The sequence below is a fragment of the Pseudoalteromonas sp. XMcav11-Q genome (assembly GCF_040104525.1).
In the GTDB taxonomy this organism is placed as follows: domain Bacteria; phylum Pseudomonadota; class Gammaproteobacteria; order Enterobacterales; family Alteromonadaceae; genus Pseudoalteromonas.
Map to the genome: position 1 here is coordinate 58,909 of NZ_JBECOX010000007.1, position 24,617 is coordinate 83,525.

28 protein-coding genes are annotated in these 24,617 nt (G+C 40.5%); 23 read left to right on the plus strand and 5 right to left on the minus strand.

Going from position 1 to position 24,617, the window contains the following annotated elements; genetic code table 11:
• Positions 1–44 precede the first annotated feature (44 nt).
• The 23 genes from mnmG (at position 45) to ABMY45_RS12890 (ending at position 20,795) form a co-directional block, all read left to right on the plus strand.
• Positions 45–1,934 carry a tRNA uridine-5-carboxymethylaminomethyl(34) synthesis enzyme MnmG gene (mnmG, locus tag ABMY45_RS12780; protein WP_239421784.1) on the plus strand — a complete coding sequence of 630 codons (1,890 nt, stop codon included), beginning with the start codon at positions 45–47 and terminating at the stop codon, positions 1,932–1,934.
• Positions 1,935–1,949: 15 nt separating this feature from the next.
• On the plus strand, positions 1,950–2,570 hold the full coding sequence (gene rsmG / locus ABMY45_RS12785) for a 16S rRNA (guanine(527)-N(7))-methyltransferase RsmG (RefSeq protein ID WP_010376874.1): 621 nt from the start codon (positions 1,950–1,952) through the stop codon (positions 2,568–2,570).
• Between the two features lie 14 nt (positions 2,571–2,584).
• Positions 2,585–3,370, plus strand: a complete 786-nt coding sequence (locus ABMY45_RS12790) for a ParA family protein (protein ID WP_010376876.1) — start codon at positions 2,585–2,587, stop codon at positions 3,368–3,370.
• Between the two features lie 15 nt (positions 3,371–3,385).
• Positions 3,386–4,330: a ParB/RepB/Spo0J family partition protein gene (locus tag ABMY45_RS12795; RefSeq protein ID WP_349288961.1), complete on the plus strand. Its 945-nt coding sequence runs from the start codon at positions 3,386–3,388 to the stop codon at positions 4,328–4,330.
• A 289-nt stretch (positions 4,331–4,619) separates the two neighbouring features.
• On the plus strand, positions 4,620–5,000 hold the full coding sequence (locus ABMY45_RS12800; RefSeq protein WP_010604145.1) for an ATP synthase subunit I: 381 nt from the start codon (positions 4,620–4,622) through the stop codon (positions 4,998–5,000).
• Positions 5,001–5,015: 15 nt separating this feature from the next.
• Positions 5,016–5,873 carry a F0F1 ATP synthase subunit A gene (gene atpB, locus ABMY45_RS12805; protein ID WP_010604144.1) on the plus strand — a complete coding sequence of 286 codons (858 nt, stop codon included), beginning with the start codon at positions 5,016–5,018 and terminating at the stop codon, positions 5,871–5,873.
• A 59-nt stretch (positions 5,874–5,932) separates the two neighbouring features.
• Positions 5,933–6,166: a F0F1 ATP synthase subunit C gene (gene atpE, locus ABMY45_RS12810; RefSeq protein ID WP_010604143.1), complete on the plus strand. Its 234-nt coding sequence runs from the start codon at positions 5,933–5,935 to the stop codon at positions 6,164–6,166.
• A gap of 42 nt (positions 6,167–6,208) precedes the next feature.
• Complete coding sequence (atpF, locus tag ABMY45_RS12815) at positions 6,209–6,679, plus strand: F0F1 ATP synthase subunit B (RefSeq protein ID WP_010604142.1); 471 nt, start codon at positions 6,209–6,211, stop codon at positions 6,677–6,679.
• Between the two features lie 16 nt (positions 6,680–6,695).
• The gene (atpH, locus tag ABMY45_RS12820; protein WP_010604141.1) at positions 6,696–7,229 is read left to right on the plus strand and encodes a F0F1 ATP synthase subunit delta; all 534 of its coding nucleotides are present in this window, start codon (positions 6,696–6,698) and stop codon (positions 7,227–7,229) included.
• A gap of 14 nt (positions 7,230–7,243) precedes the next feature.
• A complete protein-coding gene (gene atpA / locus ABMY45_RS12825; protein ID WP_010376884.1) occupies positions 7,244–8,785 on the plus strand; it encodes a F0F1 ATP synthase subunit alpha in 1,542 nt (513 codons plus the stop codon).
• Positions 8,786–8,837: 52 nt separating this feature from the next.
• On the plus strand, positions 8,838–9,698 hold the full coding sequence (atpG, locus tag ABMY45_RS12830; protein WP_017218545.1) for a F0F1 ATP synthase subunit gamma: 861 nt from the start codon (positions 8,838–8,840) through the stop codon (positions 9,696–9,698).
• A 32-nt stretch (positions 9,699–9,730) separates the two neighbouring features.
• Positions 9,731–11,116, plus strand: a complete 1,386-nt coding sequence (atpD, locus tag ABMY45_RS12835; protein WP_349288962.1) for a F0F1 ATP synthase subunit beta — start codon at positions 9,731–9,733, stop codon at positions 11,114–11,116.
• Positions 11,117–11,129: 13 nt separating this feature from the next.
• Positions 11,130–11,546: a F0F1 ATP synthase subunit epsilon gene (locus ABMY45_RS12840; RefSeq protein ID WP_010604138.1), complete on the plus strand. Its 417-nt coding sequence runs from the start codon at positions 11,130–11,132 to the stop codon at positions 11,544–11,546.
• 700 nt (positions 11,547–12,246) lie between these two features.
• Entirely contained in the window at positions 12,247–14,334 is a 2,088-nt protein-coding gene (locus ABMY45_RS12845; protein WP_349288963.1) for a winged helix-turn-helix domain-containing protein, read from the plus strand.
• A 217-nt stretch (positions 14,335–14,551) separates the two neighbouring features.
• Entirely contained in the window at positions 14,552–14,728 is a 177-nt protein-coding gene (locus ABMY45_RS12850) for a hypothetical protein (protein WP_157782774.1), read from the plus strand.
• A 114-nt stretch (positions 14,729–14,842) separates the two neighbouring features.
• A complete protein-coding gene (locus tag ABMY45_RS12855; RefSeq protein WP_237116687.1) occupies positions 14,843–15,259 on the plus strand; it encodes a hypothetical protein in 417 nt (138 codons plus the stop codon).
• A 165-nt stretch (positions 15,260–15,424) separates the two neighbouring features.
• Entirely contained in the window at positions 15,425–15,769 is a 345-nt protein-coding gene (locus ABMY45_RS12860) for a hypothetical protein (RefSeq protein ID WP_010604135.1), read from the plus strand.
• A complete protein-coding gene (locus ABMY45_RS12865) occupies positions 15,769–17,013 on the plus strand; it encodes an HlyD family efflux transporter periplasmic adaptor subunit (protein WP_010604134.1) in 1,245 nt (414 codons plus the stop codon). Before ABMY45_RS12860 ends, ABMY45_RS12865 begins: the two co-directional genes overlap by 1 nt.
• On the plus strand, positions 17,013–19,241 hold the full coding sequence (locus tag ABMY45_RS12870) for a peptidase domain-containing ABC transporter (RefSeq protein WP_010604133.1): 2,229 nt from the start codon (positions 17,013–17,015) through the stop codon (positions 19,239–19,241). The genes ABMY45_RS12865 and ABMY45_RS12870 overlap by 1 nt, the downstream gene beginning before the upstream one ends.
• Before the next feature lie 87 nt (positions 19,242–19,328).
• Positions 19,329–19,466 (plus strand): hypothetical protein, encoded by a 138-nt coding sequence (locus ABMY45_RS12875; RefSeq protein WP_157782772.1) that lies wholly within the window; start codon positions 19,329–19,331, stop codon positions 19,464–19,466.
• Between the two features lie 611 nt (positions 19,467–20,077).
• On the plus strand, positions 20,078–20,233 hold the full coding sequence (locus ABMY45_RS12880; protein ID WP_081489935.1) for a class IIb bacteriocin, lactobin A/cerein 7B family: 156 nt from the start codon (positions 20,078–20,080) through the stop codon (positions 20,231–20,233).
• A gap of 11 nt (positions 20,234–20,244) precedes the next feature.
• Positions 20,245–20,403, plus strand: a complete 159-nt coding sequence (locus ABMY45_RS12885; protein WP_081489934.1) for a Blp family class II bacteriocin — start codon at positions 20,245–20,247, stop codon at positions 20,401–20,403.
• Between the two features lie 56 nt (positions 20,404–20,459).
• Positions 20,460–20,795: a hypothetical protein gene (locus ABMY45_RS12890; RefSeq protein WP_239421778.1), complete on the plus strand. Its 336-nt coding sequence runs from the start codon at positions 20,460–20,462 to the stop codon at positions 20,793–20,795.
• Between the two features lie 1,694 nt (positions 20,796–22,489).
• Here ABMY45_RS12890 and ABMY45_RS12895 read toward each other — a convergent pair.
• The 5 genes from ABMY45_RS12895 to ABMY45_RS12915 form a co-directional block, all read right to left on the minus strand.
• Positions 22,490–22,870, minus strand: a complete 381-nt coding sequence (locus ABMY45_RS12895) for a hypothetical protein (RefSeq protein WP_235368516.1) — start codon at positions 22,868–22,870, stop codon at positions 22,490–22,492.
• A complete protein-coding gene (locus ABMY45_RS12900) occupies positions 22,839–23,132 on the minus strand; it encodes a hypothetical protein (protein ID WP_174170136.1) in 294 nt (97 codons plus the stop codon). The genes ABMY45_RS12895 and ABMY45_RS12900 overlap by 32 nt, the downstream gene beginning before the upstream one ends.
• A gap of 95 nt (positions 23,133–23,227) precedes the next feature.
• Entirely contained in the window at positions 23,228–23,554 is a 327-nt protein-coding gene (locus tag ABMY45_RS12905) for a hypothetical protein (protein WP_349288964.1), read from the minus strand.
• 46 nt (positions 23,555–23,600) lie between these two features.
• Positions 23,601–23,840, minus strand: coding sequence for a hypothetical protein (locus tag ABMY45_RS12910; protein WP_010607034.1), 240 nt, complete (start codon positions 23,838–23,840; stop codon positions 23,601–23,603).
• A 12-nt stretch (positions 23,841–23,852) separates the two neighbouring features.
• On the minus strand, positions 23,853–24,068 hold the full coding sequence (locus ABMY45_RS12915) for a hypothetical protein (RefSeq protein WP_010607033.1): 216 nt from the start codon (positions 24,066–24,068) through the stop codon (positions 23,853–23,855).
• Positions 24,069–24,617: the final 549 nt, after the last annotated feature.

A 24,617-nucleotide genomic window follows, 5' to 3' on the forward strand; every position in this document is an offset into this window, starting at 1 on the left:
ATCCTTTCTAAATTTGCTCGGTTGTTTTAAGTAGGATCCCGTAAATGATTTATCATGAACATTTTGATGTCATCGTTGTTGGTGGTGGACACGCAGGCACTGAAGCTGCACTTGCAGCTGCACGTATGGGTATGAATACCTTATTGTTAACACACAATATGGATACCTTAGGCCAAATGTCATGTAACCCAGCTATTGGTGGGATTGGTAAAGGTCATTTGGTTAAAGAGATCGATGCGCTTGGTGGTGCAATGGCCAAAGCAATCGACAAAGGTGGGATCCAATTTCGAACGCTTAATTCATCGAAAGGCCCTGCGGTACGAGCGACTCGTGCTCAGGCAGATCGCGCATTGTATAAAGCGGCGATCCAAGACATTTTGCAACATCAAGAAAACTTAAAGATCTTCCAACAATCTTGTGATGATCTGATTGTTGAAGGTGATCAGGTCAAAGGTGTCGTAACTCAAATGGGTTTACGCTTTAGCGCTTCTTCAGTGGTGCTAACGGTTGGTACTTTCTTGGGTGGCCAGATCCATATTGGTTTAGAAAACTTCAAAGGCGGCCGTGCTGGCGATCCTCCTTCTATCGCTTTGGCTGAGCGTTTACGTGAAATGCCTTTTAGAGTTGATCGACTAAAAACGGGTACACCACCACGTATCGATGCAAGAACGGTTGATTTTTCAGTGATGCAAGAGCAACCAGGCGATACCCCTACTCCAGTTTTCTCGTTTATGGGCAAAGTGTCTGATCATCCAAAACAGATCCCTTGTTATATCACCTATACCAATGAAAAAACCCATGATGTGATCCGTAATAACTTACATCGCTCGCCGATGTATGCTGGCGTGATTGAGGGGATTGGTCCGCGTTACTGTCCTTCCATCGAAGATAAAATTGTGCGTTTTGCTGATAAAGAAAAGCATCAGATTTTCGTAGAACCTGAAGGCTTAACGTCATACGAGCTGTATCCAAATGGTATCTCCACCAGCTTACCATTTGATATCCAACTGGAGATCGTGCGTTCAATTAAAGGCTTTGAGAATGCGCATATTTGTCGTCCTGGTTATGCAATTGAGTACGACTTCTTCGATCCTCGAGACCTAAAGCAATCATTAGAAACTAAGTTTATCAATGGCTTATTCTTTGCAGGTCAAATAAACGGTACAACCGGTTATGAAGAAGCTGGTGCCCAAGGTTTGATTGCGGGTATGAACGCAGCTCTTCAAGTTCAAGGCCGTGAAGCATGGACACCGCGCCGTGATGAAGCTTATGCCGGTGTGTTGATTGACGACTTAGCAACGCTTGGTACAAAAGAACCTTATCGTATGTTTACCTCTCGTGCTGAATACCGTTTATTACTACGTGAAGACAATGCGGATTTACGTCTAACGGAAAAAGGTCGCGAATTAGGTTTAGTTGACGATGAACGCTGGGCTGCATACAACGACAAGCTTGAAGTTATGGAACAAGAAGCACAGCGTCTGCGCAATACTTGGATCCATAAAGATCACCCTGCACTTGAAGCGGTAAATGGATTATTGAAAAAACCACTGGTACGCGAAGCCAGTCTTGAAGATCTGATCCGCCGTCCAGAGGTTAATTATCACGACCTGATGGCAATCGAAGGATTAGGATCTGAGTTTGATAATATTCCAGCCCTTGAACAGGTTGAGATCCAAACTAAGTACGCCGGTTACATTGCGCGTCAACAAGATGAGATTAATAAACAGCTTCGTCATGAAGAGGCATTACTGCCTGCTGAGTTTGATTATAGCCTGGTAAGCGGCTTGTCAAATGAGGTTGTGGCAAAGCTGAGTGATGCTCGTCCACAAACGATTGGTCAAGCTTCACGTATTTCTGGTATCACCCCTGCTGCTATTTCGCTATTATTAGTGTATCTGAAAAAGCAAGGGCTATTACGTAAGTCGGCGTAATAGCAGTGGAACACTGTGTTACTAGAACAATTGAATGAATTACTCGCTGATACCTCAATCGAGCTCAGCGAACAACAAAAGCAGCAGTTGGTCGAATATGTCCAGCTGCTGGATAAATGGAACAAAGCCTACAACCTCACTTCCGTTCGTGACCCAAAAGAAATGATGGTAAAACACATCATGGATTCTTTGGTTGTTGCGCCACACTTAACGGGCAGTAACTATATTGATGTTGGCACCGGGCCGGGTTTACCGGGTATGGTTTTAGCGATAGCTAGACCGGACATCAATTTTGTTCTTCTTGATAGCCTTGGTAAAAGAGTTCGATTTTTAATGCAGGTAAAACATGGGCTTGGCATTGAGAATGTTACCCCAGTGCAGTCTCGAGTTGAAGAATATCAGCCAAGTGTTAAATTAGACGGTGTACTCAGCCGTGCTTTTGCATCACTACAAGATATGATCCAGTGGTGTTCACATTTAATCGATAACCAAGGTGTATTCTTAGCACTAAAGGGTCAATACCCTGCGGATGAGCTAGAACAACTACCAAACGGCGTGAGTTTATCGCAAGATATTAGTTTAGTGGTGCCCAAGCTTGAAGGTGAGCGCCATTTAATCATTCTTTCTAAAGATTAATTGTCGAGGACAATGTGGCAAGAGTCATTGCAATAGCAAACCAAAAAGGTGGTGTTGGTAAAACAACCACTGCGGTGAATTTAGCCGCGTCCATGGCGGCGACTAAACGTAAAGTTCTGTTGATCGATCTCGATCCTCAAGGCAATGCAACCATGGGCAGTGGTGTTGATAAATACGCCGATGTCGCAACGGTTTATGATCTATTGATCGAAGAAGCGCCAATGGATCAAGTGATCACCACAGAAACCAGTGGTGAGTATCATTTGATCGCAGCCAATGGGGATGTAACCGCGGCAGAAGTCAAACTGATGGAGTTGTTTGCGCGCGAAGTGAGACTACGCAACGCCCTTGAGACGATAAAAGATAAATATGAGTATATATTCATCGACTGTCCACCTTCATTAAATATGCTAACGGTAAATGCCATGGCTGCCGCCGATGCGGTTTTAGTTCCGATGCAGTGTGAATATTATGCACTGGAGGGATTAACAGCTTTAATGGACACCATTACCCAACTCGGTAAGTTGGTGAATCCAGGATTGCAAATTGAAGGCATTTTGCGCACTATGTACGACCCGCGTAATCGTCTAGCTAACGACGTATCTGAGCAGTTAAAACAACACTTTGGCGATAAAGTGTACCGGACTGTGATCCCTCGTAATGTGCGATTAGCGGAGGCGCCAAGTTTTGGAGCGCCTGCGATGTATTATGATAGAGCATCAAGCGGTGCGAAAGCTTATCTAGCGCTAGCGGGTGAAATGCTAAGACGCAAAGAAAAGCAAGCGGCTGCGGTTGCCTAAGAGGATAAAAAGAACATGTCGGTTAAAAAACGTGGTTTAGGCCGAGGGTTGGATGCCCTACTCAGCTCAGCTAAACCTAATCCTAATCCAAGTGCTGCGGCACCTGTGCCTAATCAACAAGAAGCGGTTGCAACAGTCAGTGAAGCACCTGCCGAATCGGCGGTTGAACAAGAGTTACAACGATTACCTATTGAGTGGCTAAAGCCGGGTAAATATCAGCCGCGTAAAGATATGTCTGAACAGGCACTTGAGGAACTGGCGAGTTCGATCCGTTCACAGGGGATTTTACAGCCTATTGTGGTGCGTAAAGTTACCACGCAAAGCTTTGAAATTATTGCCGGTGAGAGACGTTGGCGTGCGGCACAACTGGCAAAGCAAGATACCGTTCCTTGTTTAATCAAAGATGTGCCGGATGAAGCGGCTGTTGCTATTGCCCTTATTGAAAACATTCAGCGTGAAGACCTCAATGCGATGGAAGAGGCAATTGCTCTAGATCGATTGCTTAATGAATTTGAACTCACGCATCAGCAGGTTGCTGATGCGGTGGGTAAATCGCGTACAACGGTCACCAATTTACTTCGTCTCAACAATCTCAACGATGATGTAAAAATCTTGTTGGAACATGGCGACATAGAAATGGGTCATGCTCGTTGTTTACTTGCCCTAACTGGTGAAGCGCAATCTGAAGCAGCAAGAACTGCTGTGGCCAAAGGATTAACCGTAAGAGAAACCGAAAAACTGGTTCGCACCATTTTAGAGCCTGTTGAGAAAAAAGAAGCGAAGCAAAAAGATCCTGATGTGAAGCTGCTTGAACAGCAATTGCAGGAAAACTTAGGCGCAAAAGTTGAGATCAACTATAACCAAAAAGGCAAAGGTAAGCTGGTTATTTCCTATGCTAGTTTGGATGAGCTTGATGGTATTTTGGGGCGTATTAACTCTGAAATGAATGAAGCTGAATAACGGTAAACTTAACTAATTGACTAATACGTGAATGCGGTGCTTTATTTTGCGCCGCTATTTCCTCACCGATATGCTGCGAAATAGCGAGAATACTAAGAACTTTGATGGAAAAATAGCCACTCTTGTACAGGCTTTAATTTAAGCCTTCCTCCCTAACAAATTTTGACCTATTTGGCGTCCAAAAAACGTCACATTTCGCCTCGTCAAGTTGCAAATTAAGCAGAAACAAGTATAATTTCGCCAGTTTTCATACCCTGATAAAATTTAACGTCATTAAGGTTAATATAAAGTGACTCATTCGTTAGCCCGTCCATACAGGCGAGCCGCATTACAAGGTGTTTTGATTCAGGGTATCGTAGCATTAGTCGCTGCAGTAATCGTTTTTATAGGTTGGGGAGTACAAGCCGGAGTTTCAGCATTAGCTGGCGGCGCTGTGTTGGTACTCCCTAATTTTGTATTTGCTGCTTACGCCTTTCGATTTATGGGTGCAAGCAAAGCAAATCAAGTATATTCCTCGATAAAACGAGGAAATGGATTAAAATTTTTGCTAACTGTTGTGCTCTTTGCACTGATTTTTAAGCATTTTTCAGTAATGATGCTGCCTTTCTTTGGCGCGTATATGCTCGTGATGCTGACACAATGGTTGGTCCTGATTTTTTTTAATCATTAACTTTTGGGATAAAACATGGCTGCAGAAGAAGTTACTATATCGAGCCATATTCAGCACCACTTGACCAATGCCAAGATGTGCTCGACCGATGCCGGTCTTGCCTTCAATAAAGCATGTGCGGACAGTGGTTTCTGGGCATGGAATATAGATACCCTCGCATGGTCAATCGGTTTAGGTCTTATTTTCTTATGGATCTTCCGAAGTGCCGCTAAAAAATCCACTATAGGCGTTCCTGGTAAGTTCCAGTGCTTTATCGAGATGATCGTTGAATTCGTTGGTAACAACGTACGTGATACGTATCATGGCAAAAGCGCACTGATCGCTCCTTTAGCCCTAACTATCTTTGTTTGGGTGTTCTTAATGAACTTAATGGACTTAATTCCTGTTGATTTCTTACCTGCTTTTGCCGGCTTTGTTGGTGAGCAAGCGTTTGGTATGGATTCACACGATGTGTACATGAAAATTGTACCAACCACTGACGTGAACATGACCGCAGCACTAGCTATCGGTGTGTTTATTTTGATGATCGGTTATTCAATCAAAATCAAAGGTATCGGTGGCTTTATTGCTGAGCTAACACTTCATCCGTTTAGTACTAAGAACAAGATTGGTATGTTGTTCTTGATTCCGTGTAACTTGTTACTTGAAACCATTGCTCTTGTTGCAAAGCCATTCTCATTGGCACTGCGTTTGTTCGGTAACTTATACGCGGGTGAATTGATTTTCATCTTGATCGGTACGATTGGTTTAATGCAGTTACCACTGCACTTTATTTGGGCGGTATTCCATATTTTGGTCATCGTATTGCAAGCGTTCGTATTTATGATGCTGACAATCGTATACCTAAGCATGGCAAGCTCAGACAACCACTAACAGATTTTTTAAAAAATTAACTTTAACTTTAATTTACAATTGAAACTTTGGAGAAAAAAATGGAACTAGTATTAGGCCTTAAGTTTATCGCTGTTGCTCTACTAATCGGCTTTGGTGCAATCGGTACAGCTATCGGTTTCGGTAACATGGGTGGTAAATTCCTTGAAGCTTGTGCTCGTCAACCTGAGCTTGCGCCTTCACTACAGGTTAAAATGTTCATCCTTGCTGGTCTAATCGATGCTGTAGCAATGATCGGTGTTGGTATCGCAATGGTAATCCTGTTCGTACTTTAATTCTAATTTTTGAACAGTTTACTATTTTAAGGAGGAGTGGTTGTGGATATTAACCTCACTCTAATCGGTGAATTAATTGCGTTTACGGTATTCGTACTTTTCTGTATGAAATATGTATGGCCACCGCTAAATGATGCAATTGAAGCTCGCCAGAAGAAAATTGAAGATGGTTTAGCGGCATCTGATGAAGCTGAGAAAGAACTTGGGCGCGTACGTGCACAAGGTGCTGAACAGTTGAAAGAAGCGAAAGCACAAGCGGCTGAAATCATCGAACAAGCTAAGAAGCGTGCTGCGCTAATTGTTGACGAAGAGACTACTCGTGGTCAGCAAGAGCGTGAAAAAATCATTGCTCAGGGACACTCTGAAATTGAGTCTGAGCGCAACCGTGTGAAAGAAGAGCTGCGTTCACAAGTCGCTGCACTTTCTATCGCAGGTGCTGAGAAGATTTTAGAGCGTGAAATCAATCAAGCCACACACAGTGACATCGTTGAAAAACTTGTCGCTGAGCTTTAAGTAGGAGGGTATGAGCATGTCTGAATTGACTACTATCGCTCGCCCATACGCTAAAGCAGCTTTTGAACTTGCCGTTGAAAAAGGCACAGTTGAAGCTTGGAATGAAATGCTGTTCTTCGCTGGTCAAGTTACCAGCGACGAACAGGTTCAGGCGCTACTTGGTAGCATCGCTACTGAATCACAGCAGTCTGAAATCATTATCAAGTTATGTGCTGAGCAACTCAACGAACAAGGTCAAAATCTTATCAAGCTGATGGCCGAAAATGAGCGTTTAGCCGCCATCCCAGCTGTTGCAGAATTGTTTGCAGAATTAAAAGCAGACTATGACAAAGAAATCGAAGTAGATGTGGTTTCAGCAACAGTGCTTGCAGATGATACGCAAGCAAAATTGGTCGCGGCACTTGAGAAACGTTTCGCACGCAAAGTTAAGCTGAATTGTAGCATCGACGAAGCCATTGTAAGTGGCCTAGTGATTAAAGCCGGTGACACCGTAATCGACGGTTCTGTTCGCGGCAAGTTAGATCGTCTTGCGACGTCGCTACAATCGTAATTGGGAAAAAGAGCATGCAACTTAATTCCACAGAAATTTCTGCACTGATCAAGCAACGCATTGAGCAGTTTGAAGTTGTAAGTGAAGCGCGTAACGAAGGTACTATCGTATCTGTTACCGACGGTATCATCCGTATCCACGGTCTTGCTGACTGTATGCAGGGTGAGATGATCGAGCTTCCTGGCAACCGTTATGCTATCGCACTAAACCTTGAGCGTGACTCAGTAGGTGCTGTAGTAATGGGTCCATACGCTGACCTTAAAGAAGGCGTAAAAGTTAAATCAACTGGTCGTATCCTTGAAGTACCAGTAGGCCGTGGTCTACTAGGTCGTGTTGTTAACACGCTAGGTGAGCCAATCGACGGTAAAGGCGCTGTTGATAACGATGGTTTTGAACCAGTTGAAAAAATCGCACCTGGCGTAATCGAGCGTCAATCAGTAGATGAGCCAGTACAAACTGGTTATAAGTCTATCGATGCGATGATCCCAGTTGGTCGTGGTCAGCGTGAGCTTGTGATCGGTGACCGTCAGACTGGTAAAACAGCACTAGCAATCGATGCTATCATCAACCAAAAAGACACAGGCGTTAAGTGTGTGTACGTAGCGGTTGGTCAAAAAGCGTCAACAATTGCTAACGTAGTACGTAAACTAGAAGAGCACGGTGCGCTTGCAAACACTATCGTAGTAGTTGCTTCTGCATCAGAATCTGCAGCGCTACAATTCCTAGCGCCGTTCTCTGGTTGTACTATGGGTGAATACTTCCGTGACCGCGGTGAAGATGCACTAATCGTATATGATGATTTGTCTAAGCAAGCTGTTGCTTACCGTCAAATCTCACTACTACTTAAGCGTCCACCAGGTCGTGAAGCATACCCAGGTGACGTTTTCTATCTTCACTCACGTCTTCTAGAGCGTGCGTCTCGTGTAAACGCTGACTACGTTGAGAAGTTCACAAATGGTGAAGTGAAAGGTAAAACAGGTTCATTGACGGCATTGCCAATCATTGAAACTCAAGGTGGTGACGTTTCTGCATTCGTACCTACCAACGTTATCTCAATCACTGACGGTCAGATCTTCTTAGAAACTGACTTGTTCAACGCAGGTATCCGTCCAGCGGTTAACGCTGGTATCTCGGTATCTCGTGTAGGTGGTGCAGCTCAAACTAAGATTGTTAAGAAACTAGGTGGTGGTATCCGTCTAGCGCTAGCTCAGTACCGTGAACTAGCGGCGTTCTCTCAGTTCGCTTCTGACCTTGATGATGCAACACGTGCACAGCTTGAACACGGTGAGCGTGTAACAGAGCTAATGAAGCAGAAACAGTACGCACCGATGTCTGTTGCTGATATGTCATTATCGCTATTTGCAGTAGAGAAAGGCTTCCTAAAAGATATCGAAATCAACAAGATCCTTGATTTCGAAGCAAGCCTAATCGCGTTTGCTAAGAGCGAGTACGCAGAGCTAATGGCTCAAATCAATGAAACTGGTAACTACAACGCCGAGATCGAAGCGCAGCTTAAAGAGCTTCTTGAGAAGTTCAAGTCTACGCAAACTTGGTAATGTGTTATTAAGGTGAGTAGGTAACTACTCACCGAGATTCGGAGAGAGAGTCATGGCCAGCGGAAAAGAGATAAAAAGCAAGATCGGGAGTATCAAGAATACTCAAAAGATCACCAGCGCAATGGAGATGGTTGCCGCTTCTAAAATGAAGAAGGCACAAGAACGCGTAGCGTCTAGTCGTCCATACGCTGAAAACTTACGCAAAGTGATCGGTCGTGTTGCTCAGGCTAATCTTGATTTCCATCACCCGTTCCTAGAAGAACGTGATGTGAAACGAGTTGGTTATATCGTTATCTCTACAGACCGTGGTCTTTGTGGTGGCTTAAACTCAAACGAGTTTAAGCGTGTAGCGAAAGACGTGAAAGCGTGGAAAGAAAAGGGTGTTGAGGCGTCGTTCGCAACACTAGGCAGCAAAGCTGCTGGTTTCTTTAAACGTTTTGGTGGTTCGCTTGAAGCCAAAAAGGCAGGGCTGGGAGATACACCTTCAATACAGGACGTAATTGGTCCTGTAAAAGTAATGCTAGATGCATACGAAGAAGGCAAAATTGACCGCTTATTCGTTGTGTACAACAAGTTTGTCAACACAATGAAACAAGAGCCTGTTATCGATCAGTTATTACCTTTGCCAAAAGCTGAAGAAGAAGTATCAGCTCACGCTTGGGATTACTTATATGAGCCAAGCCCAGAGGCGATTTTAGAGACACTAATTGTGCGCTTTATTGAGTCTCAGGTTTACCAAGGCGTAGTTGAGAATGCTGCCTCTGAGCAAGCTGCCCGTATGGTTGCGATGAAAGCCGCAACTGATAACGCAGGTGGCCTGATTGATGAGCTACAGCTGGTATACAACAAGGCACGTCAAGCCGCAATCACACAAGAAATCAGTGAGATTGTGAGCGGTTCGGCTGCCGTGTAACGCTTCGGCAAAGTTTAATAAGAGGAATAGACATGAGTTTAGGTAAGGTCGTCCAAATTATCGGCGCCGTTGTGGACATCGAGTTTCCACAAGACAACGTGCCAGCCGTATATGACGCACTAAAAGTTACAGAAGGCGACTTAGCTGGTTTGACACTAGAAGTGCAACAGCAGCTAGGTGGCGGTGTGGTACGTGGTATCGCACTAGGTAGTACTGACGGTCTACGTCGTGGTACTCCAGTACAAGGTACAGCTGAGCCAATTAAGGTTCCAGTTGGTACAGCAACACTAGGTCGTATCATGAACGTACTTGGTGACGCAATTGACGAAGCGGGTCCTATCGGTGAAGAAGAGCGTTGGTCTATTCACCGTGCAGCACCATCATACGAAGAGCAGAGCAGCTCAGTTGAACTTCTAGAGACTGGTATCAAGGTTATCGACCTTGTATGTCCATTCGCTAAAGGTGGTAAAGTTGGTCTATTCGGTGGTGCGGGTGTAGGTAAAACCGTAAACATGATGGAACTTATCCGTAACATCGCAATCGAGCACAGCGGTTACTCAGTATTCGCAGGTGTTGGTGAGCGTACTCGTGAGGGTAATGACTTCTACCATGAGATGAATGACTCAAACGTACTAGACAAAGTATCTCTAGTATATGGTCAGATGAACGAGCCACCGGGTAACCGTTTACGTGTTGCACTAACTGGTCTAACAATGGCTGAGAAGTTCCGTGACGAAGGTCGTGACGTACTATTCTTCGTAGATAACATCTACCGTTATACACTAGCAGGTACTGAAGTATCAGCACTTCTAGGTCGTATGCCTTCAGCAGTAGGTTACCAGCCTACACTTGCTGAAGAAATGGGTGTTCTACAGGAGCGTATCGCATCAACTAAGACAGGTTCAATCACTTCAATCCAAGCGGTATACGTACCTGCGGATGACTTGACTGACCCATCTCCAGCAACAACGTTTGCTCACTTAGATGCGACAGTAGTACTTTCTCGTGATATCGCGTCTCTAGGTATCTATCCTGCGGTAGACCCTCTAGATTCAACTTCACGTCAGCTTGACCCACAAGTTATCGGTCAAGAGCACTACGACACAGCACGTGGCGTTCAGACAGTTCTTCAGCGTTATAAAGAGCTGAAAGACATCATCGCAATTCTAGGTATGGACGAGCTATCTGACGAAGATAAGCAAGTTGTATCTCGTGCACGTAAGATCCAGCGTTTCCTATCTCAGCCGTTCTTCGTTGCTGAGGTATTTACAGGTGCTCCTGGTAAATACGTATCTCTTAAAGACACAATCTCTGGCTTTAAGGGCATCCTAAACGGTGATTACGATGATATGCCTGAGCAGGCATTCTACATGGTTGGCTCAATCGACGAAGCAGTTGATAAAGCTAAAAACATGTAATTAGGAGGTTGTTATGGCAATGACAGTACACCTTGATGTAGTAAGTGCAGAGCAGAGCTTGTTCTCTGGCGCTGTGACTACTATCCAAGTGACAGGTAGTGAAGGCGAGCTTGGTATTCATCCAGGCCACGCGCCACTACTGACTGGCCTAAAACCTGGTATGGTACGTTTGGTTAAAGCGGATAGCTCAGAAGAAGTTATCTACGTTGCAGGCGGTACGCTTGAAGTTCAACCACAAACAGTAACTGTTCTAGCGGACGTTGCTATTCGTGCGGAAGAGCTTGACGAGCAAGCTGCTGAAGAAGCTAAACGTGAAGCGCAAGCGCAAATGGCTTCTGGTACTAGCGGTGAGTTGGATTACCAACAAGCTGCAGTACAACTAGAAGAAGCCCTTGCTCAACTACGCGTTATTCGCCAGCTGCGCAAATAAGCAACCACCTATCTGGTTATTGGAAACCCACGCATCGCGTGGGTTTTTTTATGCGTACAGGTAAAGAGCTAAGGGCTTGCTATCTAGCTATTAGAGCCATTGCATTAAATTTTAGGGCGGATATACCATGCCATTTAAATCAATTAAATGGCTTAATTTTGCCTTGCGGTACGTAGATACTGAGGTAGTAGTCGGGTGTGAGAGCGGATCTGCTAAGTTATTTCTTCACACTATTTCTAGCTGACAACGTGTAAAGCTTTATAGACATTCCCATACTAGGAAGATTTGTTATGCATGCATCGATGCAAATAGGTATCGAGAGTTGTTCAAGCATTGAACAGCATCACTTGCTTCTTTTTATATAGAATGGGCTGTAACTTTCTGTTTTTATATTCTATTTTTTATTGGTACTCTGAACTTTGAAATATCCAGGAAAAATAACATTTTTTACATGATAAAAAAGAAATAATGGTTCGATATTGTCTTTTGTATTTGTAATGGGTATAAGTGAGCGTATTCCCTTGAACTTATTGTTTTTAACGTTAAGTTTTAGGTTAAATGTGGTTGGTAAAGTTATATTTTATGCTACTTTAATTGTTCGTATTTATTGAAAAATAACTTTGTTATCTTAGAATAGGTATTGTCTTCTCGATAATGGAAACTCGCAGGCTTCATGGATGAGGTAAAGCACGGAAAAGTGATGAAAGAAGTAAATTTCACTAGAACAGTCCAATTTGTTAAGTTTGCTCAATGGACTTTAGATCCCAAAAAGCAAACAATCACTGATGGTGACGAAAGTAGAGAATTAGAGCCACTGCTTTATAAGATTCTTTGCTATTTGTTACTTAACATCGATCAGATTATAACTAGACAAGACTTAATTGATGACGTTTGGTGTCAGCATTATGTTGATGATAACGCAATAAATAGAGCGATCTCTGAACTCAGAAAACTGCTAAAGTCAGAAAAGTTCAAAGGCGTTATTATTAAGACTCACTACCGTAAAGGTTATAGCTTAGCGGTAGATAGAGAAATTGTTCTTTTTGAAGATGGCGGCCAATCTAGTAATCCAGAAGTAACCCCACCACCCACTAAAAAATCTAAAAAAAATTACTCCACAATACTTATTGGCTTAATGCTTCTTGTTGTAGCAATCACGCTATCAATGCTTTATTTCCTCCCTGCTAAAAAAAATGAGAATCAAGCGCTCAGCGCTTTTAAAGAGCATTCATTTGATAGTTTTGAGGAGCGAGCTATCACTTGGCAAGAGGCATATTACAGTTATTTAATATTGCACCCTGACAGCAATTATTATGCTTATTTGTCGGAATCTGACACGAGTAAATCTATTGTTGTTCGTTCGATGAAACACGATGATGCAAAGAAATTTACTTTTCCTGACAGCAGTGTAGAGCCTTTAGGTTTTTCTACTTCTCTTTCGCACCTATTCTACAGAGAGAAAACTGCAGATGGTGCTTGTGCCATATGGCGTATTGATTATTTGAAGGAAACTGATGCGCAAAAAGTAATGGGATGTGATAAGCAAATTCGCAACCTATTAGAAGTTGATAATCGTTATCTACTCTATGACAAGCTAGGCTTTCGTGAAAAGAGCCATACTGCTGCACTTTATATTTTCGATAGAAAAAGAGAGCTTGAGTTTAGAATATCTTCTCCAAACGCAAGTTCATTTGGCGATCAATTACTGCATTATGACTCCAGTAACGGACGAGTGTATTTCAAACGGATGCAAAGTGAGTTTACAGAAGTTTTTTATACCGATGTTGAAGGCAGTAACCTAGTCCAGGTAGCAACCATTACAGGAGTCGTAAACAACTTTACGATTGTTGATAACCAGCTATATTGGTTTGATTTACTGTCCCAAAGTGTCAAAGCATTTGACATCGATCTGGGAGTTGAAGTTGAGAACATCAAAAATAACTCATCAGTCGAGTATAGGAATATTTGGCGTGTAGCAAAAGATAAATATTTGGCGCAACAAAAAGACTTTGAAGTGGTAACTACACTGTATTCAAAAGATCTTGTCAAGCAGCTGGATATTGCAGGGGCCAGAGATGCCGCAGCATTGGAAAATATGGATCAATTTGTTGTTATTTCCAATGTTGATCATATTAATGAGCATTTACTTAGTTTTTTAGACAAGCAAGGCCGTGTTATTCGCCAAGTACAGTTAGATGAGTTTGCTTATCGGGTTAAGGTGAATAAAAGTAACTCATTAATTTATATAAGATTAGATAAAGATATCAAGGTGTTTGACCTCACTGGTAAGTTAGTCAATGAATTCTCATTTGATGAGAAAGTGGTTGAGATTGAAGCGTCTAATGATTCTCAGATAGCTGTAGTGGTACAAAAGGGCAAGATAAATAGAGCGCTTCTTATAGACAGTATGACTGGAAAGCAACGCCTACTGCCGATAAGAGATGTTCTTTGGTTTACCTGCTTTACAGAGTCAAAGTGTATTACGCAGAATTTTTTCAGAGAGGTACGGTTATACGATCTCGAAGAGGGAGCATTTACTGGGCAAAGCACCTACGTTGAACCATTTTTCCCCAACTTTACATTATTTGGAGCAGAGTTAATTTACTTTGACGGTAAAAAGCTAATGGAGTTTGACCCCGAAGCTTTATCGCAAAATGAACTAAAGTCCTACGATCCTAGTGAACAAGGAAATCTGTTAAATATGAGGCTAATCGATAATGATGGCAGTTATCTAACTTTTGCTATCACACGTAAGCAAAATGCAATCACGGTCTTTGAGACCAAATAAAAAAGCCCGAGAGCATGGCGGTGCCTCGGGCTGGTACATATGCGAGAAATGCAGATGTAATAAGGAAAACTTAGTCTAGGGGATCTAATTTATCCAGTCAAACTTATTGAGATACTTATCCTAATATTCAAATTAGCTTTCCTAAGGTTTTGCTAATAGCAAGTTTTTGATTTATCGCTATGCTAGACCTTGCTCTACAATAAAACGGAATAAAAAAATGAAACTTTCAATTAAAAAAAAGCAACTAAAGCAACTAACTAAATCACAAGCATCTAGCGTTAATGGTGCTGGTACTAATGAAATAGTAAAGGAGCTATTGACCTACAGCGTGATGTGTAATCAGGACAGCATGGCCTGTGGTATGGACGATAAAACCACAAAGCATTTTATGTAAGCTAAAAGGGTCGCTCGATTGATGCGTGCTGTTTGGCTTTTAACCAATGTTATACTTATTAAAGAGTTAACTTTTATCCCTCAGCCAGTGGAATACATTTTGGCCGGAGGGGGAGTGAAGTCAATACGCAATCAAATTGAACAAGGACCCGTTCATAAGGAAGAGGTACTATTTGAGTACCTCTCGACTGATAGCCATTTTAAGCCTTTCTTTTCACACTCCAGCGGAATCATACAGTACGCGCTTAAAGATACGCCTCAACTCACTACTGGCAAGAGAATACTCAAGATCACACCCAATGCAAGTTACGGGTACATGATATTTGAACAGTCCAATACGTACCCTGACATCTCTGTAGATTATTTTATTTGTACAGATGATGAAAGTACTGGTTTTGCGGTTCAGTTTTATCACACTCGATCGAATATATTTTTTTGGAAATCAAGTGAAGATGAAATAAACATGCACTCAAGCTTAAGTGGAAAACCAGTTTATTTAGCGCTTGCACCATGTAATACGTCTGCCGACTAGCCTTCAAAACAACCCTAATATTATCAAATAATATCCATATCCTTTCATAATGCTTTGAGTCAACTTGTTGTTAGTTATGGTTATTTTTGTTTTTTTGCTTGTTTGAAATGTAAGTGAACTATAGGCATTATCAAACCACTTTATTAGTTTGAATAGGCACTAAAAATGACGTTAGAAGAATACTTTAATAATTACTACGAACTAATATGTAATGGTGAGTTAGATAACTTAGCGCAATTTTATTGTAGTAACTCTCCACTTATTGAAGCAAATTATCAGCAGTTTTCTGGTATGAGACAGCAATTTAAGTTCAAACTTTCATTACAAGGTGTTGAGCTTATCTCAAAGCAACCTGACCTATTAATTGTGCGAGATAGCTTAAGGTTTGAAGCGACAATTGAAGGTAATGAAGTTGTTCAGGTATCAAGCAACGTTCACATGATGACGCGTGATAACGACGAATGGAGAATTTTTAACTCTGCAGCGTTGCCTGACAATAAGGTGGCATAATGTCTGACTTATTCAGAAAAGAAGCGTTATTACATCAAGGGCATAAACTAGATGGTGAAGTTACCCTCGCGACTCATATGTCATTCAACTGGATACTAGGTGTAATTGTACTTATCGTAGTTATAGGTTGCGCTTATTTATTCCTAGGAGAGTACCACAGAAAAGAAGTGGTTTCTGGTTACCTAAGACCAACTCAGGGGGTTAGCAAAATTTATCCGCTCGGCACAGGGGTAGTTGATAGAGTCCTGGTAGAAGAAGGTCAGTCTGTTAAGAAAGGTGAAGTGCTCGCAACGATTCGTATGGAGCGGGTACTGACTTCTGGTGCAGACATGAATGCCGCGATTGTCACTGAGTTGGAAAAGCAAAAGCAGCTATTGCAAGAAAATCTTGCGAATCAAATAAAGTTGAGAGATATGAATCAGGATAAACTTGAGTCTCAGATCGCAAGTTTATCAATTCAGCTAGAAAAGGCTAAAAACCAGTTACGACTACTATCCGAGCGAGTAGCGCTTAGCGATGAGCGAGTCAAAAATACAGAAGCACTTATCACAAAGGGGTTTGCCTCAGGTAATGACTTAAAGACTCAAAAAGACAACTTATTAGCAATTACTCAGCAGCAAGAAGAGCTGTTGTCGCGGCTATCCAGTCAAAGAGAACAGATGAGTCAACTTCAATATGAACTAGCGCAGTTACCTATAGATCATCGAGAAAAACAAGTAAGCCTTCAGTCACAACTCGCAAGTATCAACCAACAAATCAGACAAGCACAAGGCCAGCAGAGCTACAATATACTGAGCCAAATGGATGGCAAAGTTAGCAATCTACTTGTTAAACCGGGGATGGTTGCAAATGGACAAACTCCCATAATGACTGTCTTGCCGCATAATGCGGAGTTGGAGGCTATTTTGTTTGTGCCAACGAGAGCTTATGGCTTTGTAAAACCCGAGCAGCTTACTCGGATCCGTTACCAAGCATTTCCATATCAGCGCTTTGGCATATATGAAGGGCATATTAATACAGTTTCTAAATCAATTTTATTACCTAATGAAGCAAATGCCCCTGTATCTTTGCGAGAACCGGTATATCAAGTAGTTGTAAGTCTTAAATCTCAGTCTGCTAATGCCTATGGCGCGACAGTTCCGCTCCAAGCTGGAATGTTACTAGAAGCCGACATTATGGTTGATAGTCGCTCATTATTTGAGTGGTTATTTGAACCAATTTACAGCATCAAAGGAGCGTTGTAATGGAAAATCCTATGCATTTATTGAGATTTAGTGGCAATAAGCGTCTACCTGTGATCTTGCAAACTGAAGCCGCTGAATGTGGTTTAGCTAGCTTAGCTATGGTAGCGGCATACCATGGTCATAAAACCGATCTTACTTCGCTTAGACGTGAACACGAAATATCGCTCAAAGGAGCAAATTTAGAAGAGTTGATGCAGATTGCTGATAAGTTAAAGTTTAGCACAAGAGCACTGCGGCTAGACTTAGAGCATCTACCTAAGCTCAAGACCCCCTGCATTTTACATTGGGATATGAACCACTTTGTGGTATTAAAAAAAGTTTCAAGTCGCGGAGTCGAAATACATGACCCTGGAGTTGGTTTACGAAAATATACATTAAGCGAGTTTTCTAAGCATTTTACTGGTGTTGCTTTAGAGCTAAATCCAACAGAGGAGTTTCGCTCTGAGGATACGAGAGTAAACTTGAAGTTATCTGACTTTTGGAGCAAGGTGACTGGGATGAAATCAACACTTGGTAAAGTGTTTATTTTATCGGTATTACTCCAGGCGTTCGCGATTGCAAGTCCTTACTATATGCAGTTAGTTGTCGACGAAGTTGTGCTCAGCTACGACAAGAACTTACTCGCGATATTGGCGATAGGCTTTGGCCTTCTTATGCTAATTGAAATGATAACTGGTGCCGTTCGGAGTGTTTTGCTATTACACTTTGGAAACTTGATGAGTATACAGCTTGGCTCCAACCTGTTTTATCATTTAATACGCTTACCTTTAAAGTACTTTGAAAAGCGCCATATTGGTGATGTGGTTTCGCGTTTTGGCTCATTACAACAAGTGAAAGACCTACTAACTCAGGGAGTAATTGAAGTTATCATCGATGGTATTATGGCAATTGCCACACTAGTGATGATTTTTATTTACAGCCCCAAATTGAGCTTCGTAGTGCTAGTTGCCATTGTGTTATATGCCATTTTCAGAATTGCAATGTACCGACCATTGAGGCAAATGTCGGAAGAAGTCATTGTGAATTCTGCAAAAGAGCAATCTAACTTCATGGAAACCATTCGCGGAATACAAACGATAAAGCTATTTGGTCGTGAAGTACAAAGACAAAGTGTTTGGCATAATAAATATGCGGATAGTCTGAACGCAGGTATACGCGTTGGACATTTAAATATCGGGTATGAAGCAGTAAATAAAGTTATTTTTGGCGTTGAAAACGTACTGGTTATCTATTTTGCTGCTTTATTAGTGATGGATGGCGACCTAACGGTAGGGATGTTATTTGCCTTTATGGCATATAAAAGACAGTTCGTAGAAAAAATGGCAGGTCTTGTTGAGAAAGCCATTGAATTTAAAATGCTGAACCTGCACTTCAATCGCTTAGGTGATATTACACTCACAGATAAAGAACAAGATATTGAGCGAAAAATATCAGGCTCTCCATTAACGGGAAAGATTGAGCTACAAAATATTGCCTATAAATATAATCAAAAAGACGCACCTATTTTTAAATCACTTAATTTGCAAATTGAAGCTGGTGAATCTGTTGCAATAATAGGCCCTTCTGGTTGTGGTAAAACAACGCTCGCAAAAATTATGCTTGGACTTTTTGAGCCTGATGATGGAAAGGTGTTGGTTGATAATCAAGATATTCGTCAATTAGGTTTAGGTAGCTATCGCTCTCAAATAGCCGGAGTTATGCAAGATGATCAGCTACTATCTGGATCAATAGCCGATAACATCTCATTTTTTGATCCGCAGTTAGATATGAAGCAAGTAGAGTGGGCTGCTCAGGTTGCAGCTATAGATAAAGATATTGCTAATATGACTATGGGTTATAACACGCTGGTTGGTGACATGGGAGCTGCACTATCTGGTGGTCAAATTCAGCGCCTACTATTAGCTCGTGCGTTATATCGCAAACCTAAAATTTTATTTATGGATGAGGCTACGAGTAATCTTGATACCAAGCTTGAATATGCAGTTAATACTGCAGTTAAGTCTTTAGATATAACTCGTATCATTATCGCTCACCGCCCTGAAACCATAGCCAGTGCTGATCGTGTGATCGAGCTTCGATATGGTGAAGCTGTTGAGGTGGATAAGGATATTTATGAGGCTAGGAAAATGCCTATGGGTGAATCAACACAAGCACCTGTGTGTAAGTTAAATATTGAAAATGAGCCTTATACAGATACTTCTGCTGGTGGAGAATTTGTTCTGAGCTAGTAAACGATTTCGAGTAATCACTCTCACTCGGGAGCTTGAGGTAATAAGGAAAATAAAATGAACAAAACTAATCAAAAGGTACGAGAAATGATTGAATTAACATATCAATTAGAAAAAATTTATGGCGGCAGTACTTCCCTGCCTACAACAGCGCCAAGGTATCAAGGGCCGTTTTATCCTTCAGACCCATGCTTAGGGCCTATCGATATCACGACTTATTTTTAAGATGAAACTAAAAACCCCTTTTATGGGGTTTTATTTACTATTGATGAACTTTTGGAGTTTGAAATGTTGATAGTGGTATCAGCGATTATGTATGTTTTAGTTGTGTCATATTTTAATTGGGAGTTTTCTTTTTTTAGTGATGATTTTAATTTCTGGTTGTTGTTTTTAGATGTTTCTCTTTATTCGTTTTGTTATGCTGTTTCTTTTTTTGCTTTGAAGTTTTTGTTTAATGAAAAACATTTGGGTTGACTGTTTTATAAGTTGTTAAGTTTTTAATGGTTGTGATTTTATTTTGCTATTAGATTTCCAATGTCTTTGTTGTCTTTTGATTTTTTCTTAATATTTACAATAGTAAAATTACGGTTCTTATACTTTTTTTGTGTTCTTTAATGGTTTTATTTGTTAAGTAGAGGTGTTAAAGGTTATGTATTTATTATATTTCTACTTCTTGTTGTTTTATAAGGTTTTATTTTTTTCTATATATTTGACTGTTGTTTTGTTTTGAATTAAATTTTGTTTCAGGGTGAGTTTTTAATTTTCCCTTATATAGAAATGCTACCTAGTATTTATGGTGGTGAGGTAATTTAATTTTTAATAAATGCGAGAAAAAAATGAAAGAAATTAATAAATGTGAAATTCAGGAAGTTAATGGAGGGGTTGTACCTCTGTTTTTTGCCGTTGCTGTTTATGGTGAGGTTGCAGCTTTTTCTGCTATTGTTTCAGGAATTGCTACCTATAATGCTGTTAGAAGTGGATTCAAAAAATAAGGAATAATAAAATGAATACATTGTCAATGGAACAAGTTAAACATGTTAATGGTGGATTTGCATTCTTATTTATTCCAGTCGCTTTGACTTGGGGTAATGTAGCAACGGCTGCAGCTGTTGGTGCTGCCGGTGGTGCAATTACTGGTGGATTATTAGCTATTTATTCATAAAATAGAATGGGGAAGAACTTCTTCCCCTTTATTTTTATCTTTTTGAGAGAGAAAAAATGAGTATTAAAGTATCAATTTTTGTAATCAATAGTATTTTTTTTGTTTTCTTTGTTGCAATGATACAAAGTGTCATGGTTGGTGTTCATCAACCTAAATTTGGTGATTTAGTATTCTTTTTGCCTGGTGTATTATTAAGTTTGGTTTGTTTTCATGGCTTAATTTATAGAAAAAAGAGTGGTGATTATTCATTTCTTTCCTTGGTTTTATATAGTGTTTTTGTTTTCTTGAGTAAAAGGGTTGATGAAGTAGGTAGCCTTCAAGCTGTTGATTATTATATAGCCTTATCTGGTTTAGTTATTTTTTATTTTGTTTTTAAAGGGTTGAAGGATTAGGGGAGTTGAATTGTTTTATACTATCCAGTTTTAAATGGTTTAAAACTAATCGTTGTACTCGGTAGATACTGATGCAGTTAGCTTACCCCAAGATAGGTTATAAATTAGCCTAGTCTTAGTTAAGTTTTTTATGTTAGTTGTAGAGGGGTTGTTGAAGAGGTGAGATGGGGTCCTTCGAAAAATCATTTCGTTTGGCTAGAGCAAGGGTCAAATGTCTAATAAAATTCAAGAGTTAAATGGTAGTGTTTTTTGTGTAAGTTCGGATGTAATTATTATATAAATAATTGGCTTTTTAGTAAGTAATGTTGATTGTTTTTATTTGCAACCATTTTATAAGTTTTTACTTTGATTGTGGTTTTGTAATTTAGTTTTTGTCGGGTGTTATTTAACGCTAAAGTTTGTTGTGAATTAAACAGTGTAACTTCCCAAGTCATATCTTTTATTTTAATGGTTGTGTTAAATGTCAATATCGGTTTTCATATTTTAAATTATGAAAAAACCTAAGTGGTCGTTCCTGAATGTTGACGATTTAATGCTTAGGTTTGCCGAACCAAATAAATCCAGAATTAGTATTATCTTTATCCAAAATTAGCGCTTCGCGCAGCTAATAACTGATAAAAAAGGCATAAAAAAGCCGCTATTGGGCTAAAATTTTACGGCAGTTTTGGCCTACGTCTGCAGCACTGTGTTAAGCCTATCACCGAGCTTTCCTTTTGAGCGGTTAAGAGCCAGGTTACCACCCGTGTTTTGCGTGTTCGATGATTGGCTCTATCGCATTGCGCCGCTTGAGCTTCTTCTTAATGCTCGGAGTCATTCGGTGTTTTCGTCAGACAGTATGTGAATTTGTTTTATTCAGGTATTCGAGGCCCGTGAGCAGGCGGACAGGCTTCGCGCCAGCGCCTTTATCGCCATAGCGCTGTTTAAATCCGCTCTCTAAGCACTGCTAATCAATGAGCTTTGCTAGTTTCACCAGCTCATGATGCGATGAAACGATATCAAGAAGCTTGAATTAAAACGGGTGTTTTTGTGGTGTGTGCCTAGTTGATTCTGGTGTCATTTTTACACTCAAATTGCGATGTTTTGGTTGCGTGATTCAAAAAATCTGTAATTTGAGAGTAGTAAGAACATTTAGATCTTCAAGTAATTCAATTGGTTTAAGGATGAACATAATAAAACTTTCATGATCTCGTCTTGGTATAATCTCGCAGTGAGGTCGTATGGGTACATTATCAGTCCAACAAGTTTGAAAATTATAAATGGAAAGTGCGTAGTTGGAATTGATCATTATAAAATTAGAGATTCACCCTTCTTCGTCATTTATTTTTGATATAGCTACTTTTAGGATATAGATAGAAACAACCATGCAAAAAATAAAAAATGCAGGAAACTTATCCATCATAGGTAAATAAAATAATGAGACCATGATGTAAATTATCCCTTCTGCGATCTTAAAATTCACAATGCGGTTCATAAATATTGAATTTATAATGAGAAAACTTGATATGAAGCTAAGTAATGCTAGGATGCTGGCAGCATCTAATTTAAGATGAAATAAAAAAGGGATTAATATAAGTAATAATATAGATAATGAAAACTTATATGGCTTTTCTAGGATGTTATTCATTCTATTCTCTCTACTACGTTATCTAGAAAAATGAGGCCAAATTCAGCCTCATCAAATGCACTAACCACATTTAGCGCATTGTACACATTGTCTTTCCAACAACCTCGAAGCACTTTACCATCGATCGCAATGTGTGGCTTTTGAGCTTCTTCATGCGTTTAAATTGCTTGGCATGGGCATAGCGCGCTACTTTTTGTGCGGTCTTAGGGCCAACTCGTTCATGACTTTGTCTAAGCCGAATACCGGCTTGCTTAGCGAAACCAACCAGTTTATCACGGCATTTTTCTAGTAGTTTATTGTCGGTTGGATGGGTGATATTTTTCTCCATGATGGTGCTGTCTAAGACTACTTCCCGTAAGCTTGAAGGCTTAATAATATTACTTTTAAGGCCCGCATCTACCGTGAGTGACAGCATTAATTCAACCCCATTTTCGCCAATATGGGTGGTCACACCACATGGCTACCGTATTTTCGTCAGACAATTTGTGAATTTGTTTCAGGTATTCGAGGCCCGCAAGCAGACGAATAGGCTTGGCGCCAGCGCCTTTATCGCCATAATGCTGTTTGAACTCGACCTCTAGACGCTGCCAGTCAATGAGTTTTGCTAGCTTCACTAGCTCATGACGGGGTGAAACAATATCAATAAGCTCGATTTGAAACAGGTGCTTTTGTGGTGTTTGCGCGGTTGGTTTTGGTTTTATTTTTACACTCAAATTGCAATGTTTTGGTTGTGTGATTCAAAAAAGCTGCAATTAGAGGGTAGTAAGATCGTTTAGATCTTCAAGTAATTCAATGAATTAAATTGGTTTCAGGGGCGACTATTTAAAAAAATAGCAATTTCTTTAGCCATTTTTTCAATGTTCTTTTTAGACTCCAACATATACAACACCCTTGAAGAACCGTTGATAAAAAGTTTTCCATCAACTAACTCAATAGAGTTAATTTTAACAGCAGGCAAAAAAGGACAGAAACAACAAAAGGCTTCATTTTTTTCGAAATAAAATAAACGTCTAAATGTTAGAGCAACATAAAAAAACGAAGCTAACAAAAAAACATAAAAATCACCCCAAAATAAAAAAATAGGTACATAAAAGATAAAAAAAACAAGTGCTGAATTATAAAAGCTTCTTTTCATTTTCACCCTTGATTTGGGGTGATAAAACCACCCCAATTGAATAAAGTTACTGCATTAATGCGTAACTAACAGTGCCGCTTATAAAGCCAATACCGCCACCCATAAGCCCCAGTACAGCACCAGCAGGTGCACCGCCAATTCCTGTAGACGCAGTACCGAGTGTAAATCCGACTGTAGCACCAAACCCAGCTCCGCCAATAGCACCTTTAATACCAGCTTCCCAAAGACCTGATACAGAAACGGCACCATCAACTAGTATAACTTCATTTTTTTTCAATTCTCTCATGTTCTTAACTCCTTATTTAGCCAAAGCATAGTAAAGTGCGCCACCCGCAGCACCTACGCCAATGATGCCAGCAGTAACCCAACCAATAGGGTTGCTTGCCAGACCAACATAAATAGCAGCAGCACCTGCACCAGTCAGTCCACCATCAAGGCCACCAGCAATTAAATGATCGGATGTCCAAGCGGCACCATTTACTTCTTGAACTTGATTTAAATTCAGTTCTTTCATCTTTGTTTCTCACGTCAAATTTAGTTATTAATTTATCATCACTTCCGCCAAAGAAGATGACTTGTTCTAGAGGGAGTTCAGCTCGCCTCCGAAAATTATAAAAACAATAAAAAAATAAAAAATCAAATTTTAAGAAATTAAATGAAAGTAATAAATTCATTGGTTTAGAGGAAAAAATATCAAAAAGTAATATTCTATAAGCATCTAGTAAGATGTTGTTTAGCAATCTGTGTCGTTTCATTAGAATAAACAAAAAAGAGGAATGGCGCATAAGCAAAGAGTTTTATTTAGACACTGGACAAGATTAAGAACCTGTCTTCATGTAAGGTTTTGATTTTGAGGATGTTCTTGAGGTAGGCAGACTATTTATGCAAGTTGATACATTGTTAGAACGCTTCTCTAGCATTGATTACTTGAGGTGAGAGCATATTTTTTTAACAAAACTAACTCTAGAAGAGTTTCTCTCTGAATTCGTCGTCAAGCCTAGCACCTAATGTTGCTGACTTTCTATGTACCAATGGTGGAGAATTTCTTCTTGTTGCATTATTT

What these genes read in the sequence shown, in the direction of transcription:
- mnmG (WP_239421784.1), top strand. Translation starts at nt 45, where the DNA reads ATGATTTATCATGAACATTTTGATGTCATCGTTGTTGGTGGTGGACAC.
- ABMY45_RS12795 (WP_349288961.1), top strand. Translation starts at nt 3,386, where the DNA reads ATGTCGGTTAAAAAACGTGGTTTAGGCCGAGGGTTGGATGCCCTACTC.
- atpB (WP_010604144.1), top strand. Translation starts at nt 5,016, where the DNA reads ATGGCTGCAGAAGAAGTTACTATATCGAGCCATATTCAGCACCACTTG.
- atpE (WP_010604143.1), top strand. Translation starts at nt 5,933, where the DNA reads ATGGAACTAGTATTAGGCCTTAAGTTTATCGCTGTTGCTCTACTAATC.
- atpH (WP_010604141.1), top strand. Translation starts at nt 6,696, where the DNA reads ATGTCTGAATTGACTACTATCGCTCGCCCATACGCTAAAGCAGCTTTT.
- atpA (WP_010376884.1), top strand. Translation starts at nt 7,244, where the DNA reads ATGCAACTTAATTCCACAGAAATTTCTGCACTGATCAAGCAACGCATT.
- atpG (WP_017218545.1), top strand. Translation starts at nt 8,838, where the DNA reads ATGGCCAGCGGAAAAGAGATAAAAAGCAAGATCGGGAGTATCAAGAAT.
- atpD (WP_349288962.1), top strand. Translation starts at nt 9,731, where the DNA reads ATGAGTTTAGGTAAGGTCGTCCAAATTATCGGCGCCGTTGTGGACATC.
- ABMY45_RS12840 (WP_010604138.1), top strand. Translation starts at nt 11,130, where the DNA reads ATGGCAATGACAGTACACCTTGATGTAGTAAGTGCAGAGCAGAGCTTG.
- ABMY45_RS12845 (WP_349288963.1), top strand. Translation starts at nt 12,247, where the DNA reads ATGAAAGAAGTAAATTTCACTAGAACAGTCCAATTTGTTAAGTTTGCT.
- ABMY45_RS12850 (WP_157782774.1), top strand. Translation starts at nt 14,552, where the DNA reads ATGAAACTTTCAATTAAAAAAAAGCAACTAAAGCAACTAACTAAATCA.
- ABMY45_RS12860 (WP_010604135.1), top strand. Translation starts at nt 15,425, where the DNA reads ATGACGTTAGAAGAATACTTTAATAATTACTACGAACTAATATGTAAT.
- ABMY45_RS12865 (WP_010604134.1), top strand. Translation starts at nt 15,769, where the DNA reads ATGTCTGACTTATTCAGAAAAGAAGCGTTATTACATCAAGGGCATAAA.
- ABMY45_RS12870 (WP_010604133.1), top strand. Translation starts at nt 17,013, where the DNA reads ATGGAAAATCCTATGCATTTATTGAGATTTAGTGGCAATAAGCGTCTA.
- ABMY45_RS12875 (WP_157782772.1), top strand. Translation starts at nt 19,329, where the DNA reads ATGATTGAATTAACATATCAATTAGAAAAAATTTATGGCGGCAGTACT.
- ABMY45_RS12880 (WP_081489935.1), top strand. Translation starts at nt 20,078, where the DNA reads ATGAAAGAAATTAATAAATGTGAAATTCAGGAAGTTAATGGAGGGGTT.
- ABMY45_RS12885 (WP_081489934.1), top strand. Translation starts at nt 20,245, where the DNA reads ATGAATACATTGTCAATGGAACAAGTTAAACATGTTAATGGTGGATTT.
- ABMY45_RS12890 (WP_239421778.1), top strand. Translation starts at nt 20,460, where the DNA reads ATGAGTATTAAAGTATCAATTTTTGTAATCAATAGTATTTTTTTTGTT.
- ABMY45_RS12905 (WP_349288964.1), bottom strand. Translation starts at nt 23,554, where the DNA reads ATGAAAAGAAGCTTTTATAATTCAGCACTTGTTTTTTTTATCTTTTAT.
- ABMY45_RS12910 (WP_010607034.1), bottom strand. Translation starts at nt 23,840, where the DNA reads ATGAGAGAATTGAAAAAAAATGAAGTTATACTAGTTGATGGTGCCGTT.
- ABMY45_RS12915 (WP_010607033.1), bottom strand. Translation starts at nt 24,068, where the DNA reads ATGAAAGAACTGAATTTAAATCAAGTTCAAGAAGTAAATGGTGCCGCT.